The following is a 20,097-nucleotide window of genomic DNA, read 5'->3' as shown; positions in this document are numbered from 1 at the left end:
CGGAGCGCGGGGCGATACGTTTTTTCCCGTATCCGCGAGTCCTGGCTGCGTCTGTGCTAGCGCCGCGAAGCGCGAAGCAGACGCCTCATTTCCTCCATGTTCGCCTTCAATTCCGCCTGCATCGCCTTCAGTTCGGCGATCTCCTGGCTCTGTAGCGCGTTCGTTTCGGCCTGCTGGGCGTTCGTGCGTTTCAGCGAGGTTACCTCGGCCTGCAGCTGAGCGTTCTCCTTCTGCATCACGTAGACGCTGTTCATGGGGCCCTTGCGGTAACGTTCGGGGATCGCCTCCCTGTCTTCCTTGCGGCCGATCTTCCACGTCAGCCCGGCGTTGGCCATCGACTCGCCGTGGTGCGAGACGGACACTCCGGCGTGCACCATGAAGTCTTCTTTCACGTAGTGCGCAAAGCCAAGGGCCAGGGCGTATTCGCCTTTGTAGGCTCCGAAGCCGGCCATGAGCTGGCTGGGTTCGACGGGGTCGTAGTGCATCGGTTTGAGCGCGCTCAAGGCCGAGCCGAGCGCTCCGGTGGTCTTGATGCTGCTTCTCAGTTCGCCCATCTGGTTGTAGACGTTGCCGAAGTTGTTGTAGACGTTGCCGAACTGGCGGTCTACGGCGCTCAAGGCGTCGCCGACGGTGTTGTAGCTGCCGCCGTTCACGTACTTGAACTTGTAGGTGGGGGCGGAGACGGTGCCGTCGGGGGTGACGGAGGAGCCGCCGCCGAGGTGGGTGGCGATGCTGCTCGAGGTCTTCCACAGCTGCGCGCCGTTGATGGCGTCGCCGCTGGTCTGGTTCACGGCTCCGGCTTTGACGTTCTCGATCTTGTGGCCGATGGCGTCGAAGCCTTTGGCGGTGACTTTGCCGGCAAAATTCGGCGCGTCGACGACGGAGATCTTGATGGCGCCGCTGTCGTCGCTCAGTTTGATGTTGCTGCCTTTCTTGAAGTTGAGGACGTTGTCGGTCTTGCTGACGGTCTTCACTTTCACTCCGTCGATCTGGGCGTCCCAGCTTTTCAGGGTGTCGGCGGAGATGGCGGCGATCTTGTCGTCCACGGCTTTGAGCTGGTCTTCGGTGGCGGCCTGGCCGGAGGTGATGCTCAGGGGGTTCCAGGTTGTGTTGCTCAGGCCGTTGACGGTGCCTTTGTCGTCCTTGTTGATGGTGAGTTTGTTTGTCGTCCCGGTCACGTCGAATTTCAGTTCGTTCTTGAGGGCGACGACGACTTTGCCGCCGTCGACTTTGGTCTCGGTGTTCGTGCCGTCGCCGGCGACGTGGAGGGTCTCGCCGAGTTTCCTGTTGACGGTGTTGGTATCGTCGGCTTTGAAGGTGAGGCCTTTGTTCACTGTGGTGCTGGTCTGGTCGATCTTGTTCTCCACGGCCTGGAGCTGGCCGTAGTTGACCGCGTCGGTCGCGGCGGCGCCGTTGGCGACGCCGTGGACGATCTGGTTGCCCATGTTCACGTTGGTCTTGGTGATGACGGGGCCGCCGGTAATCGTCAGGCCGCTGCCGTTAAGCAGAGTGTCGCCGATGGTCACGCTGCCGGCGCTTCCCAGGTTCAGGTTCTGCGCCAGTTTCACTTTCAGTTCGCCGCTGGCGGGATCGGTGATTACGCCGATATTGTCGTCCGTAAGTTTCGAGACGTCCGCTCCGCCGCTGATTTTCAGCGTCTCTCCGAGTTTTCTGCCGACGGGGGTCCCGCCGTCGCCGGCGAATTTCAGGCCGTCGTCCATCGTCGCCACTTGGTGATCGCCCTTTTCATCCGTGTAGTAGATGCGGGTCATCTCGGTGGCGCTCAGGTTCTTCGCCGGATCGAGGCTGGCAGGGCCGGCATTGATGCCGATGTCGGCTTTGGCGTTCTCGCCGTCGGAGCCCTTCGGGCCGGTCAGGCCGATCTTGCCTTCCGTTCCGTCCGCGCCGTCTTTGGCATAAATGGTCACTCCGTCTTTGCCGTCTTTGCCCTTGACGCTGATCCCGTCCTTGCCGTGAATTACGACGGATTGGCCGTCTTTGCCGTTGATGCCGATGGAACCGTCTTTACCGTCGGCTCCTGCCTTGCCCAGTACGAGATCGTCTTTGACGTTGACCTTGTACGGCTTGGCAGCCGTGCCTTCGCCTTCGACTGTCGTATTATGGCCGTCTTTCAGGATCGTCTTGCTGTTGGCGATCTGTGCTGTCAGCTGGCCGTAGTTGACGGCATCGGTGTCGGACGTGCCTTGGGCGACGCCGTGGATCTGCAGGCCACCCATGTTCACGTCTGTCTTGGTGAGCTTGGGGCCGCCGGTAATCGTCAGACCGCTGCCGTTAAGCAGAGTGTCGCCGATGGTCAGGCTGCCGGCTGCCGTCAGGTTGAGGTTCTGCGCCAGCTGAACTTTCAGCTGGCCGCCGACGTTGTTCACGCCGATGTTGCCGTCGGTCAGCGCGCCGGAGGCTCCGCCGATGATGTCGAGCGTGTTGTTCAGTTTCTTCTTGATGACTTTGCTCGCGTCGCTCTGGCCGTTGTCGCCGGCGTACTTCATGCCGTCGTCCATCGTCGCAACTTGGTGATCGCCCTTTTCATCCGTGTAGTAGATGCGGGTCATCTCGGTGGCGCTCAGGTTCTTCGCCGGATCGAGGCTGGCAGGGCCGGCATTGATGCCGATGTCGGCTTTGGCGTTCTTGCCGTCGGAGCCCTTCGGGCCGGTCAGGCCGATCTTGCCTTCCGTTCCGTCCGCGCCGTCTTTGGCATAAATGGTCACTCCGTCTTTGCCGTCTTTGCCCTTGACGCTGATCCCGTCCTTGCCGTGAATTACGACGGATTGGCCGTCTTTGCCGTTGATGCCGATGGAACCGTCTTTACCGTCGGCTCCTGCCTTGCCCAGTACGAGATCGTCTTTGACGTTGACCTTGTACGGCTTGGCAGCCGTGCCTTCGCCTTCGACTGTCGTATTATGGCCGTCTTTCAGGATCGTCTTGCTGTTGGCGATCTGCGCTGTCAGCTGGCCGTAGTTGACGGCGTCCTTGGTCGAGGTGCCGGCTTCCACGTTGGTGATCTTCTGATTGTTGGCGTTCAGGCCGGCGGTGGTGATGTAATCCTTGCCGCCAATGCTGATTTTGCCTTCGCTCAGAACGACTTTGTTCGTCGAGCCGACGGTCACTTCCGTGAATTCGGGTTTCTCGCTCATGACGAGGTCGAGTCCGTCACCGGCGGCGTTCTTCTTCACGCCGAGGTTCTTGCCGGACGCGTTCGCGCTCACGTCGGACAATCCGCCCTTGACGCTCAGAGTTTGCCCAAGCTCGCGCTTGACTGCAACTCCGTCGTTGCCGGCGAATTTCAGCCCCTTGTCCAATGTCTCGTTGATGGTGGTGATGCTGGTGTTATTGCTGATGTTGATGGTCTCGCCCAACTTCGGGTCGGCTTTCACGGTCACAACGGGGATTGAATCGCTCCCGCTCACTTCGACGTCGATCTTGTCAGCTTCGCCCTTGAACTGGATCTCGGGCGCGCCGTTCTTGCCGATGGTGAGGGTCTTGGTGTTCGCCGCCGTGCCGTCGCTCACCTTGAACTTGCCTTCGATGTTGGTGATGGCCGTGCCGCCGTTGTTGATATTGGTGATGATGTCGCCGGTAATGTTGTTGACCAGTTTGGTCTTGTCGATACTGTAGGTCACGTTGCGGTCGGCGTCGACGCTCGCCGTGAAGGCATCGCCGACTCCCGTTGCCTTGAAGATCACTGCCTGCTTGTTGCTTCCGCCCAGTTCGACGCTGCCCTTCACTCCGTTGGCGTCGGCAAGGTCGAAGCCCGCCTTCAGACTGGTGATGCTGGTGTTGTTGCTGATGTTGATGGTCTCGCCCAACTTCGGGTCGGCTTTCACGGTCACAGTCGCTCCGTCGGCGGCCTTGGCGACTTCGACGGCGATCTTGTCCGGCTCGCCTTTGAACTGGATGTTCTGTTTGTCCGTTTCGCCGAGTTTGATTTCGGGTTTGACGCTGCCGTCTCCGTCGCTCACGGTGAAGCCGCCCTTGAGGTTGGTGATGTCGGTGGTGTGGTTGTTCACCGTGGTGGTCAGGTTGCTGATGTTGCTCGTGTTGGTCTTCACGACGTCGCTGACGACTTTCAGCTGGTCTTCGGTAGCGGCCTGGCCGTTCACTATCGTCGGGTTGTCGATATCCCAGGCGCGGTTCGTCAGTTCGTTGACTGTGCCTGCGCCCGCGATCTTGACTGTGCCCGCCTGGATGTCGCCGGTGGCGCCGTTGACGGTTACTTTGGTGCCGACTGTGAGTTTGCCGGCGGTTCCGTCGATGGAGATTTTCTTGGCCGGATCAGTGCCGAGAGTTACGCTGTCTTTCAGGCTGACGGTGTATTCCTTGCCGCCCTGGGAGTTCGCGCCATCGGACACGCCGATGTTATCGCTGCCCTTGACCGTAGTCGGCTTCGCCCCCGCCGTGACCAGGGACTTCACCTGGTTGAGGTTGACCGCGTCCGTTCCTTCCGTGCCGGCCTTTACGTTCTTGATTTGCTGGCTGTTGGCGTTCAGACCGGCGGTGGTGATGTAATCCTTGCCGCCAATGCTGATTTTGCCTTCGCTCAGAACGACTTTGTTCGTCGAGCCGACGGTCACTTCCGTGAATTCGGGTTTCTCGCTCATGACGAGGTCGAGTCCGTCACCGGCGGCGTTCTTCTTCACGCCGAGGTTCTTGCCGGACGCGTTCGCGCTCACGTCGGACAATCCGCCCTTGACGCTCAGAGTTTGCCCAAGCTCGCGCTTGACTGCAACTCCGTCGTTGCCGGCGAATTTCAGCCCCTTGTCCAATGTCTCGTTGATGGTGGTGATGCTGGTGTTGTTGGTGATGGTGCTGTTCAGCTTGGTTTCGTCCATGCTCAGGTGAAGGCCAAAGTTGTCCACTTTGGTCTTTACGTAAGCGTCGCCTTTGACGACCAACGGGGTCGTAGCGTTGATTTCCTTGCTCCCGCTGCCTCCGTCTTTGATGGTCCACTTGGTTTTATTGCCGATAATGGTATTGACGTCGCCGATGGTAGCCGCATTGTTCGTAACGCTGCCGCCGCTGGCTACGTTGGTGATCTGCTTGTTGCCCGCGTCGAACGTGGTGCCGTTGATCGTCGTGCCGCCCGCCACGATCTGATTGGTGGCGATGCCGGTACTGTTGATCGTGGTGCCGCCGGCCTGCAGGCTGCCCGTACTGCCCAGGTTCACATCTTTGGACAGCTTGACGGTGAGGGTGTCCGTGCCGTTGGAAACCACGCCGATATTGTTTTCGGTCAGGCCGGTGCTCTTGCCGCCCTTGACGCTGGTCTGTTCGCCCAGTCTGCGGGTAAAGACGGCGCCCGTGTCTCCGCCGTATTTGGTTCCTTTGTTCACTTCTTCGATGACGCCGAACAGCTGGCTGCCGTTGACGGCGTCCGTAGAGTTGCCGCTGATGCGTCCGGCCGCCACGTTGGTGATCGTGCGCTCCGTGCCGGCTTTGCCCACGCTGACGGTAGAGGCTGGATCTGTTCCCGCAAAATTCTTCGTCTGCCCGTTAACCATGTAGGAAGCCGTTCCCACGGCTGCCGCTGTTTCCGAGCCGGCACCCAAAGCGACGTCGCCTTCGGAAGCTGCGGCTTTGGCCTCGTTACCGATGGCCACGGCCCCGACCGTTTCGGCCTTGGCTATCGTGCCGAGGGCCGTGCTCTGGTTCCCGGTCGCCTGGGCATAATAGCCTACCGCCGTAGCGCTGGAGCCGGACGCCTGCGTGACATAACCAAGCGCTGTGGAACTGTGTCCTTCGGCCTTGCCCCCCAGTGCGATGGTGGAAGTATTCGTCGCAGACGCTCCGTTGCCAATGCTGACCGCGTTCATACCCGCGGCGTGGGCGCTCGTGCCCAAAGCCATTGCCGAACCGCCGGTGCTACTGGAAGAAGGGGGAACCCCTTCGGCTTCAGCCTTGTAACCTAAGGCTATGTCAAAATTCTTTTTTGCATTGGCAAGATGACCTACGGCCACGCCAGAGGTCCCCATGGCCTTGGCTTCCTTGCCCAGAGCCACGCCGTTGTCGCCTTTGACCAGAGCGCTCCGGCCGATCGCCGTGATGCCTACGAAATGTCCTGCGTTGTCGCCCGGCGTGTTGCCTTGTACATAAGAGCCATCTTCGGGAACGCCTTCGGCCCCATAATTGCCGATAACGACGTTATCCTTGCCTTCGATGTCGCGGCCTGCGTTCTTTCCGATAAAAACGCTTTCTTTGCTCGATTTGAACTTCCCTACGGGAATAACGCCATGCTCTCCTTTGACCTTGCTCGTCGAGCCGGCCATCCAGCCCAACGACGTCGTAAAGTCGTCGGCCACCGCGCCGGAACCGATGGCGATACTGCGGTTGCCGTGCGCGGTGCTCAGCGTGCCGAAAGCGATGGCATTGCTTTTCAGCGCCCGCGCCCGGGAGCCGATGGCGATTGCCGGAACCGCATAATTAGATTGCTGCGGATTGTTGGCTTCCGCCTCGTAGCCTATCGCGATACTTTCCTCTCCCTTTGCTTTGGCCTTATTGCCGACGGCGATCGCCTTCGTATGATTCGCCTCGGCCCCTCTCGCAATCTCCACATAGCTCTCGTCGATCACCGACGCCCGCGACGGTTCAAAGCTCCCGACGGCCAACGCCAGAGCGCATACCAGGACCGCGGCGCGTCTTACGCCGACGATCCCGGGCGCTTCTGCATGGCATTTTCGAGCCTTGTTTTCCACCTCTTCGTAAATCGAACCCATGTACCACATCTCCTCCTTTTTTGTTTTTACTACAAAAACAAATTCGATTGATAAAACAAACGCATTCAAATTGTATATGGGCAAACAGTGAAGAGCATATCATACCCCCCCCCGTGTAAAGATAACTCATTGTTTGCGTTTGCATTTTCGCCGTTCGTAAATAAAAACCGCGGCGTTCGCAACGATTCGCGGCGTTCCGAACGGTTCGCTCCGGAAAAAAATCCGCAATATCCGCAGGTCGTTTTCAGCGGTCGTCATCAAAAATAGATTTGCGCAAAAAAAGAGGACGTCTCGAAATGAACTGCCCCCCAAAAGTTAGACTTTTGGGGGGCAGTTCAAGATCGATCGAGGCGTCCTCTTTTTTCGTATATTCCGTTTCGAAGTTTCCTTGCGCCTTTACGTCCCGCGGGGGCCTGCGTTCATTTCGGCGATCGAGCCCTCAGCGCCCGAAGAGCCGGGCGAAGAATCCCTTTTTCTTGACCTTGTCCTGGTCGATGTCGATTGACTTCTAAAGGCCCCCGGCGAGCGCTTCCTTGACGCCGCCGCCCTTGAGCGCCGTCTATCAGGGCGGCACAGGATGCCTGCTTGAGAATCCCGGCCTCCACCTTGAGCTTTTTGTCCGCTTTTTACGCCTTTGCATATCTCGACGCCCTGCCAGCACCAATGCGTTTAATGGCACCGGCTTTTACCATGGCTCCCAACACGGCCTCCACCGTCGTTGGGCTGACGTCCGGGAGGATCTTGCATATCTCGGCTTTGGAGAGCGGCGTCAGGCTGTTCAATACGGTCGATTCAATGCGTGCCTTTTTGGTGATTTTTCTCCCGTGGACTACGGCGAAACGCTTATCCAGCTCTTTATAGCACATATACAAAGTGGACAGGAAGTTCTCGATAAACGGGAAATAGGTGTTTTCATTTGTGCGCCAGCCATCAGAAGATCGCCGCAGCGCCTCATAGTAATACGCCTTGCGATTGTTGATCTGCTCCTCGAAAGAGACATATTTCCCCACGTCATGACCGCTTTTGTACAGCAGCAGGAGCGATAAGAGTCGCGACATTCTTCCGTTGCCGTCTCGGAAGGGATGGATACACAGAAAATCCAGAATCACGCACGGGATCAACAAGAGCTGATTGACGTTGGCGTCGCCGCAGGCGTCCAGATAGGCAAGTTCCAGCTGTTCCATCGCGGCTTCCGTTTCAGCGGCCGGAGTAGGAGAAAACCGTACTTTTCGGTTCCCGAACGCATCGACTTCCATGATTACGTTGTCATCCGTCTTGTAGCGTCCGCCGTATTCATGCCCGGCAGCCGACAAAAGCATTTCATGCAGCCTCAAGATGTCACTCCGGCGGAAGTTGATGTGCTCGCAGCCCAGATGTATTTCATTCAGGGCGTCTCTGTACCCGGCGATCTCCGCTTCGGTGTGATTCAGCGGTGCACTATTCTGATTCACGATCGCCGCGATACGTTCATCGCTGGTAACAATCCCCTCGATCGCATTGGAACTCTTTACCGATTGTACCTTCGCGATGGCTTCCAATTCCGTGAAAACACGGACGTATTCCTCTTTCCGAACCCCGGCCATCGTTTTCAGGCTCGTAATGCTTGCCGTAAGGTTCACAAACTTTGCGGGCAACAGTCCATTATTAAGGAAAGAATAATCGAATCGTCTCATTGTATCTTCTCCTATCTGCATATCATCTTACCATATTATATGCAGATAAACGAGTTCCCGCAAAAAGAATCTGCATATAATCCTTGGATTATATGCAGATTCTTTTCATCTATGCAAATGCCGTTGCAATGTGCGATCGGGATCCCTGCAGAAAAAACCGTATCAGCCGCGGTCTCACCGCCCGAAGAGCCGGGCGAAGAATCCCTTTTTCCTGACCTTGCCCTGGTCGATGTCGATCGACTTTTGGAGGCCTTCGGCGAGAGCTTCCTTGACGTCGCCGCCCTTGAGCGCCGCTTTCAGCGCTTCGTTGGCGGTCTTGCAGGCGTTCTTCACCTGCAGATCCTCTTTGTCGCGGGCGGTTTGAATGCCGCGCGACACTCGATAGTCGCATTTGCCGCAGATGTTCCTGTAAAACCTCTGCACTTTGTCGGCGTCGGCTTCTTTGGGAATTTTGATGAGGATCTCGGGAACGGCGGCGTCGAAGTAAGGGATACGGAGCTCCCAGCCGTCGTTTTTCTTGTCGGCGGACAGTTTCTCCTTGAGCGTGATCAGAGTGCTGTAGTCGCGCACGGCTTCGCGCGGCGCGGCGCCGACGCTGCGCTCGACGAAGGCCTCGCTGGGGTTCCACTTGCGGATGCTGCTGAAGTAGAACACGGGACGATGCTCGTAGCGTCGGGTCTCCGGCGTGGAAATCGTGAAGATGTCGCCGCCGCCCTTCTGGCTGCGGAAATGGATAACCTTCCCCATGCCGACGTCCAGATATTCGTCGCTCAGCTCCATGCCGTCGAGGAGCTTCTCGTCGCGCTCCGCGCGCGCGAACATCTCGGCGACCTGATCCTTGGTCAGATGGTCGACGCGCGCGAAGGGGTTGCCTTTCTTGCGGCAGTCGTCGCAGACGTAATCCTTGCTGCTCATCTTGCTGCGGCTCATCATGCCGACTTCTTTGCCGCAGAACGCGCAGGGTTCCTTGCTGAACAGGGCCATGATTTTCCCTCCTTTTTCGAAAAACGGCCTGCCGACGCTCCCGACAAGGAGCCGGAGGCCGTTTCTTCAACGATAAACGAGCCCTAGAATCCGTCGACGCGGAACACGACGAGTTCGTAGGTGGACTTGTCGGCGCGCTCGCGGCGGGTCAGCGTCAGCAGGCCGCCGCCGGGCAGCAGGACGCCGTCCTCGTTGGCGGCCACGCCGGTGGTGGGGCTGTCGTAGAGTTTTTTGACGTCGTTAAGACGGCCGATCGGATTGCCTTCCTTGTCCCACAGTATCACAGTGCTCTGCAGCGGCAGGGCGACGAAGCCGTTGGCGGTTTCGCCCGCGAAGAAGACGCCGCCCATGGAGTTTTGGGCCGGCTCCCTGAGGATCTTTTCCAGTTTGCCGCCGTGGTCGTAGACGAAAAGCGCCGTGGTCTTGGAACCGGCTTCGCGGCCGCTGACGTAGATGTGGTTGGCGTCGATGCGCAGATAGGCGTTGACCATAGAGTCGATCTCGGCCAGGGGGAAGTCGACGGTCGCGACGGTCCCGTCCGCGGCGATCTCGTACTTCTTCATCTCCGCGCCCTTGCGGCAGGAGCGCTCGAGTCCCCAGGTCCCCGAGGGGTGCATGACCAGTTCGCGCGGGCCTTTGATTTTCTCGACGGCGCCGTCCTTGATGTGGCAGGCGCCGCGGCCGACCCCGCCCAGCCAGACCGCGCCGTCGTCGGTGACGGTCATGGTCTGGTAGTTAGCTTTGTCGCCAAGCTCGATGTCGGCCTTCTTGACCAGTTTGCCGCCGTCGAGGGCGTACTCGGCGAGTTTGCAGGCGTTGCTGAGGATATACGCCCTGGTCCCGTCGGACCAGATGCGGTTGCCGCCGATCACGGAGCGGATGATGATGGGGTCGATGGGCACGTGCTTGCTGTTCAGCGTCACGGAGCCGACTTCCGCGGAGTGTTCGGCGCTGGCGTAGGGCGTGCCGTTCCAGTACCAGGGGCCGTCCTTTTTGCCGGCGTCGGTCACTTTGAACTGAAGTCCCTTCAGCAGCGTTCTGACGTCTTCCAGCTTTTCCTTGGAATCGGCCGAAATCTGGATGGTTTCGCCGGCGCCCTCGACGCGGGCGAGATAGTTGATCCTGGACGAATCTTCTTTGACGAGGCAGTCCACGCCGCCCAGCGGGACGAGCGTGTAGGAACGCTTTTCCGCGTATTCGTACGGGTCGAAGCCAAACTGCTCGAGATAGCGGCGGAAGTTCGACTGATTTTCGATATTCGCCTTGACGTCCACCAGCGCGTCGCTCCTCTTGGGATCGGCCGCGCTGGGAATGCGAATCCGCAGCGTCGAAGCCTTCTGGCTGTCTTTGAGGTCTTTTTTCTCGTCGAAGGTCCAGCCCGCGTCCGTCTCGTAATCCAGCGTGAAATAGGTCGCCTCGATCTTTTTGACTTCGGCCCGGGCCGCGCCGCCGCACAGACAGGCGGCCAATCCCGCCGCCGTCAGAACGCTCATAACTTTTCGCGCAGAAATGTCCTTCATCGTCATGCTCCTTTCGCAAACGCGCTTCCGCCGCCGCGCGGCGGCAAAAACGTCTTCCTTTTCCGGCCCCCGCCGGATGCCCGCGCACGTTTTTGAAACCGATACCAGCATATCCGACGCGTGGAAAAAAGCATCACCCGTTCGGGTGAAACCGTAAATTCATTATAAAAACGTAACAAAATTATGTCAAGATAACATCATTCCCGCCATCCCGATAGAGACGCTTTCTCTTCAGTCACGCCCCGGGGAGCGGTTTCGCCGGCAGCACGGGGATCGCCGCGATCAGAGCCTTTGTGTAAGGAGCCCGAGGACGGGACAGCACTTCGGCGGCGGGCCCCTCCTCGCAAAGGCGCCCGCGCTGCATGACGAGGATGCGTTCGGCGGCGCGGGCCGCCAGTTTCAGGTCGTGAGTGACGAAGATCAGGCTCATGCCGCGCTCCACGTGTCGGCGCAACACCGCGATGATGTCGCCGCGCGTCGACACGTCCTGCATGGAGGTCGGTTCGTCGCAGAGCAGCAATTCCGGCCCGAGCATCAGCGCCCGGGCCAGTTCGACGCGCTGGCGCTGGCCGCCCGAAAGCCCGACGGCGCGGGAATCGAGGACGCGCTCGCCCGTCAGCCCCAGCTCGGCCAGAATCGCTTTGGCTCTGGCGCGAACGTCTTCTTTCGTACGTCCGCGCCGGGCGATGAGCGCCGGTTCCATCACAGCGCCCAGCGCGGTCAGCGACGGCGGCAGCGCTCCGTACGGATCCTGCGGCACGTAACCGCAGCGCTGGCGTATCTTCGAAAGATCCGCCGCGGCGAGCTCCTGCAGATCGTGCCCGAAAAGCGCCACCGACCCCGCCTCCGGCGGCACGAGGCCGATCAGCGCGCGCAGCAGCGTGGTTTTGCCGCTGCCCGATTCGCCGACGACGGCCAGCGTCCCGCCTTTTTCCACGGCGAAGGAAAGCCCCGCGACCGCCCGATGTTCGCCGCCGTTCTTGGAACGAAAGCTCACGAAAAGATTGTGCACCCGAATCGTCGCTTCCACAGCCATCTCCCCTTCGCCTCAAAGTATCGCGCGAACGAGCCGGCGCGTGTAGGGATGACGGGGCGCCGTCAACAGATCCTCCGGCGCGCCGCGCTCGACCAGCCGGCCGTCTTTCATCACGAAAAGCTGCGAACAGACGGACGCGGCCATGGGCAGGTCGTGGGTCACAAGCAGCACGGTCAGCCGCTTTTCCCGCTGCAGCCGGCGCAGCAATCCGAGAATGCCGGCCTGGGTGATCACGTCAAGCGCCGTGGTCGGTTCGTCGGCCAGCAGCAGCGACGGTTCGCAGGCCAGCGCCAGGGCGATGGCGGCGCGCTGTTTCTGGCCGCCGGACAGTTCGTGAGGATAACGGCGGGCGACGGCGGCGTCCAGTTCGGCTTCCGCCAGCAGCGCGGCGGCGCGCGCCTTGGCCGCCTCGCCGCGCAGGCGCAGATGAACGCGCAGGACTTCCTCGATGTGGGCCCCGATCGTTTTGACGGGCGTAAAGGAATTCTGCGCGCCCTGCGGCACCAGCGCGATCTTTTTCCAGCGCAGGCGGCGCAGCGATTCCTCGTCGAGCGCCAGCAGGTTCCGCCCGGCGAAGAAGACGGAACCGGCCGCGACGCTGCCCGCAGGCAAAAGCCCCAGCGCCGTCATGACGATACTGGTCTTGCCGCTGCCCGACTCTCCGACAAGGCCGACGAAAGCTCCCCGCGGCACGTCGAACGACACCCCCGAAACCGCCTCATGAGACTGACCGTCGTAACGGACGCGGAGCCCTTCAACGGTGAGCATGATCTTCTCCTCCCAGCCGCGGGTCGATGCGCTCTTCAAGGAAACGCCCCATGTCCACGAAGATCAGACACAGCGACACGATGCCGAGGCCGGGCGGCACGATCAGCCACCACGCGCCCTCGGTAAACGCGCCGAAAGAGTGCGCTTCGTGCAGCATTCGCCCCCACGACACCAGGCGCGGGTCCGACAATCCCAAAAAGGCCAGCCCCGCTTCCGCCAGAATCGCGCCCGGCACCCCCAGAGCCAGATTGGCCAGCACGATCGGCGCCGTCTCGGGGAGCAGATGCCGCCGGAGGATATAACTTTTTTTCGCGCCGAGCGCCTTCAATCCCTCCACCCACGGGCTTTCGCGGACGGTCAGCGTCAGCGCGCGCACCGAACGGGCCGTTCCCATCCACGAGAAGATCGACAGGATCAGCACAAGCTGCCATAATCCTTTGCCCCACAAACCGGCCAACGTCATCAAAATCGGCAGCGCGGGGATCGCCAGCAGAATGTCCACGACGCGCATGATCAGAGCGTCGATCCAGCCGCCCACGTAACCGGCCGTCAGCCCGAAGCCGAGCCCCAGCAGCGTCGCCGCCAGCGTCGCGCTGACGCCGACGGTCAGCGACGTGCCGATGCCGTTCAGCAGCAGGGCAAGGACGTCGCGCCCGCGTTGGTCGGTGCCCAGCAATCCCTGTTTCTGACCGAACAGGATCAGTTTGAGGCGAAAACTCTCCGCGCCGCCGACCACGAGTTCGTAACGCCCCCGCCGCGGGAAAAGCCGTTCCGTGCCGCGGCCGATCAGCGGCAGGCCAAGGCGCCGCTTGAAGATCATGTCCCGCGCGTCCAGATTGAGCCAATACTTTTCCTGTCCGTCACGGCGCACCAGCTCAAAATCCTTTTCCGGGGCGCGCCACGTCACGGTCACCGTCCGGGCGGGATTCGCCGTGATCTCGCCTTCCAGCGCGAAAACCGCCGCCGGCTGCGTCTTCCAGTCGAAAGCCAGCCCCGACGCGCCGGGGCGCAGGCCGACGTCGTCTTTCGCAAAGCCGTCGGTTGCCAGCGTCGCGCGTCCGCCGGCAGCCGAGATCTCCGCCGTTTTCGACGTCGAAAGATCGCCGCGCCACCAGAGCGGCCGGGCAAACGGCGCCCCCACGACGTCGGCGGGGCTGTCCAGCAGCCGCGGACCGACGATTCCCGCCGCGGCGATGAAGACAAGGGACCAAAAGGAAGCGCGCCCGAAAAAACCGCTCATCGGTTCACCCCCTCGAGGCGCACGCGCGGGTCGACCAGCCCATAGGCGACGTCGGCCAGCAGGTTGCAGACGACCGTGATCAGCGCCAGCAAATAAAAGGAAGCCCCCGCCGCCGGATAATCATGGCCCGAAAGCGCCTCGAGCAAAAACGAACCCACGCCGCGCAGCGAGAAGACCGTCTCGGTGATCACCGCGCCGGAAACGAGCCCCGGCACCGACATCAGCAGGATCGTCACGAGCGGCGGCAGGATCGTGCGGAAGGCATGCCCGTAAATCACGCGGCGTCTCGTCAGGCCGCGGGCGCGGGCCATCAGCACGTAATCTTCGCCAAGCGCGCGGACCATCAGATTGCGCACGTACAGCGCCCAGCCGCCGAAACCCATCAGCGTCAGCGACAGCACCGGCAGCGCCAGATGCCAGGCGCGGTCGGCCAACAGCGCCCAGGCGCCCGAAGGGGCAGGGACCGACAGGCTGCCGCGCAGCGGAAAGATCGGGAAGTCGTGCGCCAGCAGCATGAGCAGCACCAGCTGCACAAAAAATCCCGGGAACGACGACATCGCCGCGCCGACGCGCAGGACCGTCCGCTCCAGCCATGAGCCGCGTTTCACCGCCGCTTTCACGCCGAGCCAAATGCCCAGCGCCGCCGAGCAGAGCATGGCCAGCGACATCAAGATCAGCGTGCCGGGCAAGCGCGAAAGCAGTTCGTCCCAGACGGGCTTCCGGCTCAGGAACGACAGGCCGAAACGGAACGTCAGCATCCGCTTCAGATACAAAAAGAACTGTTCCGGCAAGGGGCGTTCCAACCCGTAGAGTTCGCGCAGGCGTTCCTTGGCCTGCGGCGAAAAGTTCGGGTCGATGATGGTGCTCACGGCGTCGCCGGGCATCACCCGGAAAAGGACGAAGTTCAGCGCCAGCACAGCCGCCAGCACGGCCAGCGAGGCCAGCACGCGGCGCAGCAGCCAGTTTTTTCTCATCGCCTTTCCTCCTCCGGCAAGCGCAGATAGCAGGGATTCCGTTTCATCATCACGTACTCGCCGGGGCGGTATTCCTCGAGCATGAAGGGGCCGGCGCCGACGAGGCCGCGCGGGCCGAATTTTTCTTCGCGGTCGAGGGGGTCCCAGTTCTGCCAGTCCCTGACGTTTTCCACGATCCGCGCCGGCATCCAGGGCAGACCGGCGACGTTGTCGAGATACCAGTAGCTCACGCCTTTCATGGTCACCGTCAGCTCGCGGGCGTTCGGCGCCTCCGTTTCCGCCACGTCCTTGACGGCGTCGAAGAAGCGGGGAATTTCGTTTTTATGGACGAAATCGATCGTCGCCTTCAAGTCGCCGGCCGTCAGCGGCGTTCCGTCATTCCAGCGCAGATTCTCCTTCAGCCGGAAGCGCAGCACGGTATGAGCGCCGGCGCCTTCGCCCGCCGTCTCGACGCGCCATTCTTCCGCCAGACCGGGCATGTCCTCGAGCGTGAAAGGGTTGACAGCGATCAGGCCTCGTAGATCATGCCGAGCACCTGCCATGAATAGGCGCTGCTGGCGGTAAATGGATTCAGGCTGCGCGGTTCCTCGGCCAGCGCCATGGTCATGGTGCGCGTCGTCCCGTCGCGCGGTTCGGCCATCATCAGCGTCCACAGGTTGTCGGCGGTGATCCGGTCCGTCGACAGCACGTTGCGCCACTTTTTCGAGACGGCCGCCACGGAGAAGCGGCTGTAAACAGGCACCGACGGCACCAGTTCGCCGAGCAGGCGCTGCGCTTCCGCCGACGCCCGTTCCGCCGACGCCTTGTCGGGCGCGAAGCGCAGTCTCGTCAGCGCCGCGTCGAGCGCCGCGTCGTGAGTGCCGGTCAGATTGTAACCGCCGGCAACGTCCATGGAGCTGTGGTAAAAGCTGTAAAGCGAATCGGGATTGCGCCCCATGGACCAGGCCAGCACCGCCAGCGAATAGTCCTTGCGGTCCAGGCGCGCGACCATGGCGGAAAAGTCCAGCGGCTCCACTTCCACGTCGAAGCCGGCGGCGTTCAGCGAGTCGGCGAGGCGCTCCGCCATTTCCGCCGTGGTCGGCGCCGCGCGGGCCAGCGGCGCCAGCAGCGTGATTTTAGGCAGCGGGCGGCCGTCGGGAGCCGTCAGTTTTCCCGCAAAGTTGAAGCGGTAGCCGCAGGAAAGCAGTTTCTCGCGGGCGGCGGCGCGGTCGAAAATATTGCGCGTGCCGTCCGGGCTCGCCCAGGGCGAAACGGGCGGCAGCCAGCTGTTGATGGGCTCGCAGTAGCCGGAATAGATGCTGCGCACCATGCCGTTGCGGTCGATGGACTGAGCCGCCGCCTGGCGGACGATCCGATCGTTCCAAGGGGCGCGGGTGTTGTTCATGAGCAGGAAGAACGCATGGAAACCTCGCGCCAGCGACATTTCCAGATTCGGGTCGGCGCTCAGGCGATCGATGTCCGCGGGGCGGGCGATGTCGCCGAGGATGTCGAGCTCGCCGTTTTCCGCCGCCAGCACCTGCGCATCGGCGTTGGCGACGATGACCAGGCACAGCCTTTCGATTCGCGGTCCGGTCACTTTTTCCGGATCGAAGACCGGCGCGCCCAATGACGGCCAGGCGCAGCACAGAAGCAGCGCCGTCAGCGCCGCGACTTTTTTCATTCCCATCACCTCGAGGGGGATCCGATGCGACTCGCATCGTCCTTGAAAAAAGGGCCTGTTTTCGCAAACAGACCCGTTCGATCTTCTTGAAACTCAGCGGCGCTTCGCCGCTCTCTCGGCGAAGGAGCGGAAGCGCCAGCGCGGCCAAAAGCTCATGAACCATCCGCTTTATCGCCGTTTTCCCGCTCCAGCGCCTGACGGCGCAGCTTTTCCGCCCGAAAAGCCGCCTCGAAATGACGCCGCTCCAGGCAGGGAGAAACGTCGGTCCCGTTGCGGATCTGCTCGCGCAGCGCCTCCATGGAGGCGGCGTGGCACAGAGCCGCGATCTCGGCGCCGTTCATGCCTTCGCTCCGTACGGCCAGATCATGGAACGACAGCCCCGCAAGGGGGATCTTGCGCAGATGGATGCGCAGGATCTCCTCGCGCGCCGCTTCGTCGGGCATGGGCAGTTCCAGCGCCAGTTCGAAACGGCCGGCGCTGAACAGGGCCGGATCGATGCGGTCGATGCGGTTCGTCGTCGCTACCACCACCACGCCTCCCATGTCTTCGATGCCGCTCATCTCGGCCAGGAACTGGCTGATCACGCGGTCGGCGGTCTGCGCCTGCGAGCTGCCGTCGTTGCCGCGGCGCGGCGTCAGCGAGTCGATCTCGTCGAAATAGAGGATCGACGGCGCCGCCTGCCGGGCCGTGCGGAACACGTCGCGCAGGGCCCGCTCGCTTTCGCCCACGTAGCGCGACATCAGCGACGGGCCCTTGACGGTGATGAAGTTCACGCCGCTCTCGTGAGCCAGAGCCTTGACCAGCAGCGTCTTGCCCGTGCCGGAAGGGCCGTGGATCATGATGCCCCGCGGCGGCGTCACGCCCCAGCGGCGGAACAGATCGCCCTGTTTGAGCGGCCACTGCACGGCCTCGACGAGTTTTTCCTTCGCGTCTTTCAGACCGCCCACGTCGTCCCAGGTCGTGTTCGGGATCTCCACGAAAACTTCGCGGATGGCCGACGCCTCGATCTCGCGCAGCGCCGTGAGAAAGTCGCCCATGGTGATCTCCATGGAAAGGAAGCTTTCGTCCTTCAGTTTCGCCGCGTCGTCGAGCGACGGCAGCAGGCGGCGCAGCGCCATCATGGCCGATTCCTTGGCGAGGGCCTGCAGGTCGGCGCCGACGAAACCGTGCGTGATGTCGGCCAGACGTTCCAGATCCACGCTTTCCGCCAGAGGCATGCCGCGCGTGTGGATCTTCAGGATCTCCAGGCGGCCGTTGCGGTCGGGGATGGGCACGGCAATCTCGCGGTCGAAACGCCCGGGACGGCGCAGAGCCGGATCGAGCGTGTTGGGGATGTTCGTGGCGGCGATGACCACGACCTGGCCGCGCGACGAAAGCCCGTCCATCAGCGTCAGCAGCTGGGCCACGACGCGCCGCTCCACCTGTTTCTCGCCGCCCATCTCCTCCCGTTTGGGGCGATGGCGTCCACTTCGTCGATGAAGATGATGGCCGGCGCGTTCTGCTGGGCTTCCTCGAAAACGGCGCGCAGGCGCTCCTCGCTCTCGCCGTAATACTTGCCGATGATCTCCGGGCCGGAGATGCTCGTGAACCAGGCGTCGCTTTCGTTGGCCACGGCGCGGGCGATCACCGTCTTGCCGGTGCCGGGCGGGCCGTAAAGGAGCACGCCCTTCGGCGGCTCCACGCCGAGGCGCACAAAAGCTTCCGGGAACTTCAGCGGCAGTTCGATCATCTCGCGGATACGGCGCAGCTGCGCGTCCAGCCCGCCGATGTCGGCATAGGTGATCTTCTTCGGTTTCAGGGCGCCGATCTGGGCCCGTTCGAGGACGACGTCGGTGGAGGCGGTCACCATCACGGCGCCGCCGGGCATCGTCTCGGCCACGCGCAGACGCAGTTCGTTTCCGTACGGCGACAGGATCCGCACCTCGTCGCCGACGCTCGCCGGCAGGTCGCGCAGGCGCGCGCGGAGATAGCCGCGGTCCAGTTCGTCGGCGGCGGCAACGGCCATGGGGATCAGCACGACGCGCTCGGCATACCCCAGCTCGCAGCGATAAAGGCGCACCTCGCCCCCTTCGCCGCGGCCGAGATTCTCCATGCCGACGGGATCGAGCCCCACGCAGCCTTCGGCAACGGAAGCGTCGTAGACCACGCGGAACGCCGAGCGGCGTTCGCCTTCGAGCTCCACGAAACCGCCGTCGGTCAGCGCATATCGGCTCATATCGGCCGGAGACACCCGCGCGTGCACGAGCCCCCGGTCCGATTCGTTTCCACTGATGATTTTCAGCAAAGCCACCACCTCCGTGACACAGTGAAAGTTTAACACACTTCGTTTTCTTCGGCAGAATCGTCACGGAAAATTCCCGATCTTTCAGCGCCTTGCCTCTTGACTTTTGGCGGTGATATTATAAGTTGTCTGCGGCAGGATCTTTTTCAGCTGAGCCACTTTCATCACGTAAAGGAGTTTTTTCATGTCCAATAAAACGCTCGCGGAAGTGCGCGCGCTTCCCGTCGATTCCAAGTTCCAGTCCGTCGGCCTGGTCACGGAGCTCAAGGAAAAGCGCGACAAAAACGACAAGCCCTACTGGGTCATGTCCGTCATGGACAAGTCGGGCGCGCTCGACGCCAAGATCTGGGGCAACGCCCAGTGGTTCGACCTCAAGGACGGCGTCAAAAAGGAAATCGCCGAACCGGCCGCTTCGCCGCTGGTACGGAACCTCAAAGGCGAAACGGTGGGGCTGATCGGCTCGATCACCGAGTTCAAGGGCAAGCCTCAGTATCAGTTCAATCAGATCTGGCTCGTCGATCAGGAGCGCGAGGAATACCGTCCGGCCGCGTTCATCCGCGCCGCCGGGGTCCCCGTCGACCGGCTGGAAGCCGAGTTCTGGCAGTTCGTCAACGGCTGCGGAGGCGAGGCGGGCGAATTCCTGCGCTTCGTCTTCCAGCCCGACAGCGCTACGTGGCAGGCCTTCAGGACCTTTCCCGCCGCCGTGGCGCACCATCACGCCTACCTGCACGGCCTGCTCGAACACACGCTCGGCGTGGCGCGCTCCGCCCGGGCCATCGCCCAGAGCTATCAGGGCACCGCGTACGAGCCCGACCTCGACGTTGTCGTCGCCGGAGCGCTGCTGCACGATCTCGGCAAGCTCGACACCTACGCGCTCGATCCCGGCCCCGAATCGACGCTGGAAGGCACGGTGCTCGACCACATCGCCACCGGCTACGCGCGCTTCGTCAGGCTGGCGGACGAGTTCAAGCTCACGCCGCTGACGCGCACGCTGCTCGGGCACATCATCCTCAGCCACCACGGCCAGAAGGAGTTCGGCTCGCCGGTGCTGCCCGCCACGCCCGAGGCCATGATCGTGGCGGCGGCGGACAATCTGGACTTTTACCTCAACAGCTGGCACGGTTCCGTCGAACAGCTCGACGGCGGCATGGAAGCGGACCGCGCCATCTCCGACTTCGATTTCTCCACGCAGCGGCGCCTGTGGAAATGGCGCCCCGAGCAGCCCCGCTGACC

Annotated in this window: 14 protein-coding genes; 2 read left to right on the top strand and 12 right to left on the bottom strand. The window is 61.9% G+C overall.

The genetic code is table 11. The features are described from left to right. Positions 1 to 56: 56 nt before the first annotated feature. The 4 genes from RAH42_RS05220 to RAH42_RS05205 form a co-directional block, all read right to left on the bottom strand. Positions 57 to 6,728, bottom strand: coding sequence for a YadA-like family protein (locus RAH42_RS05220; RefSeq protein WP_317540121.1), 6,672 nt, complete (start codon positions 6,726 to 6,728; stop codon positions 57 to 59). A gap of 626 nt (positions 6,729 to 7,354) precedes the next feature. Further along, complete coding sequence (locus RAH42_RS05215) at positions 7,355 to 8,401, bottom strand: Fic family protein (protein ID WP_078016095.1); 1,047 nt, start codon at positions 8,399 to 8,401, stop codon at positions 7,355 to 7,357. A 174-nt stretch (positions 8,402 to 8,575) separates the two neighbouring features. Then, entirely contained in the window at positions 8,576 to 9,385 is an 810-nt protein-coding gene (locus RAH42_RS05210; RefSeq protein WP_317540120.1) for a DUF4428 domain-containing protein, read from the bottom strand. A gap of 83 nt (positions 9,386 to 9,468) precedes the next feature. Beyond that, positions 9,469 to 10,878 carry a hypothetical protein gene (locus RAH42_RS05205; protein WP_168170026.1) on the bottom strand — a complete coding sequence of 470 codons (1,410 nt, stop codon included), beginning with the start codon at positions 10,876 to 10,878 and terminating at the stop codon, positions 9,469 to 9,471. 16 nt (positions 10,879 to 10,894) lie between these two features. Here RAH42_RS05205 and RAH42_RS05200 point away from each other — a divergent pair, with 16 nt between their 5' ends. Continuing rightward, positions 10,895 to 11,062 carry a hypothetical protein gene (locus RAH42_RS05200; RefSeq protein ID WP_158606262.1) on the top strand — a complete coding sequence of 56 codons (168 nt, stop codon included), beginning with the start codon at positions 10,895 to 10,897 and terminating at the stop codon, positions 11,060 to 11,062. 78 nt (positions 11,063 to 11,140) lie between these two features. Here RAH42_RS05200 and RAH42_RS05195 read toward each other — a convergent pair whose 3' ends face one another. The 8 genes from RAH42_RS05195 to RAH42_RS05160 all read right to left on the bottom strand — a co-directional run bounded on the left by RAH42_RS05195 (position 11,141) and on the right by RAH42_RS05160 (position 18,867). Next, positions 11,141 to 11,941 (bottom strand): ABC transporter ATP-binding protein, encoded by an 801-nt coding sequence (locus RAH42_RS05195; RefSeq protein ID WP_078016092.1) that lies wholly within the window; start codon positions 11,939 to 11,941, stop codon positions 11,141 to 11,143. Positions 11,942 to 11,953: 12 nt separating this feature from the next. Further along, positions 11,954 to 12,709: an ABC transporter ATP-binding protein gene (locus RAH42_RS05190; protein ID WP_120372122.1), complete on the bottom strand. Its 756-nt coding sequence runs from the start codon at positions 12,707 to 12,709 to the stop codon at positions 11,954 to 11,956. Beyond that, positions 12,696 to 13,949, bottom strand: a complete 1,254-nt coding sequence (locus tag RAH42_RS05185; protein ID WP_078016090.1) for an ABC transporter permease — start codon at positions 13,947 to 13,949, stop codon at positions 12,696 to 12,698. The genes RAH42_RS05190 and RAH42_RS05185 overlap by 14 nt, the downstream gene beginning before the upstream one ends. Then, complete coding sequence (locus RAH42_RS05180) at positions 13,946 to 14,923, bottom strand: ABC transporter permease (RefSeq protein WP_317540119.1); 978 nt, start codon at positions 14,921 to 14,923, stop codon at positions 13,946 to 13,948. The genes RAH42_RS05185 and RAH42_RS05180 overlap by 4 nt, the downstream gene beginning before the upstream one ends. Further along, complete coding sequence (locus RAH42_RS05175; protein WP_317540118.1) at positions 14,920 to 15,465, bottom strand: ABC transporter substrate-binding protein; 546 nt, start codon at positions 15,463 to 15,465, stop codon at positions 14,920 to 14,922. Before RAH42_RS05175 ends, RAH42_RS05180 begins: the two co-directional genes overlap by 4 nt. Further along, complete coding sequence (locus RAH42_RS05170; RefSeq protein ID WP_317540117.1) at positions 15,432 to 16,589, bottom strand: ABC transporter substrate-binding protein; 1,158 nt, start codon at positions 16,587 to 16,589, stop codon at positions 15,432 to 15,434. Before RAH42_RS05170 ends, RAH42_RS05175 begins: the two co-directional genes overlap by 34 nt. Positions 16,590 to 16,735: 146 nt before the next feature. After that, positions 16,736 to 18,022: an AAA family ATPase gene (locus tag RAH42_RS05165; protein ID WP_317540116.1), complete on the bottom strand. Its 1,287-nt coding sequence runs from the start codon at positions 18,020 to 18,022 to the stop codon at positions 16,736 to 16,738. Then, a complete protein-coding gene (locus RAH42_RS05160; RefSeq protein ID WP_317540115.1) occupies positions 17,974 to 18,867 on the bottom strand; it encodes an AAA family ATPase in 894 nt (297 codons plus the stop codon). The genes RAH42_RS05165 and RAH42_RS05160 overlap by 49 nt, the downstream gene beginning before the upstream one ends. A 181-nt stretch (positions 18,868 to 19,048) precedes the next feature. Here RAH42_RS05160 and RAH42_RS05155 point away from each other — a divergent pair, with 181 nt between their 5' ends. Then, positions 19,049 to 20,095 carry an HD domain-containing protein gene (locus tag RAH42_RS05155; protein ID WP_317540114.1) on the top strand — a complete coding sequence of 349 codons (1,047 nt, stop codon included), beginning with the start codon at positions 19,049 to 19,051 and terminating at the stop codon, positions 20,093 to 20,095. Positions 20,096 to 20,097 lie beyond the last annotated feature (2 nt).

The sequence above is a fragment of the Pyramidobacter sp. YE332 genome, assembly GCF_033060595.1.
In the GTDB taxonomy this organism is placed as follows: Bacteria; Synergistota; Synergistia; order Synergistales; family Dethiosulfovibrionaceae; genus Pyramidobacter.
This window is presented reverse-complemented; position numbering and strand designations above follow the sequence as displayed.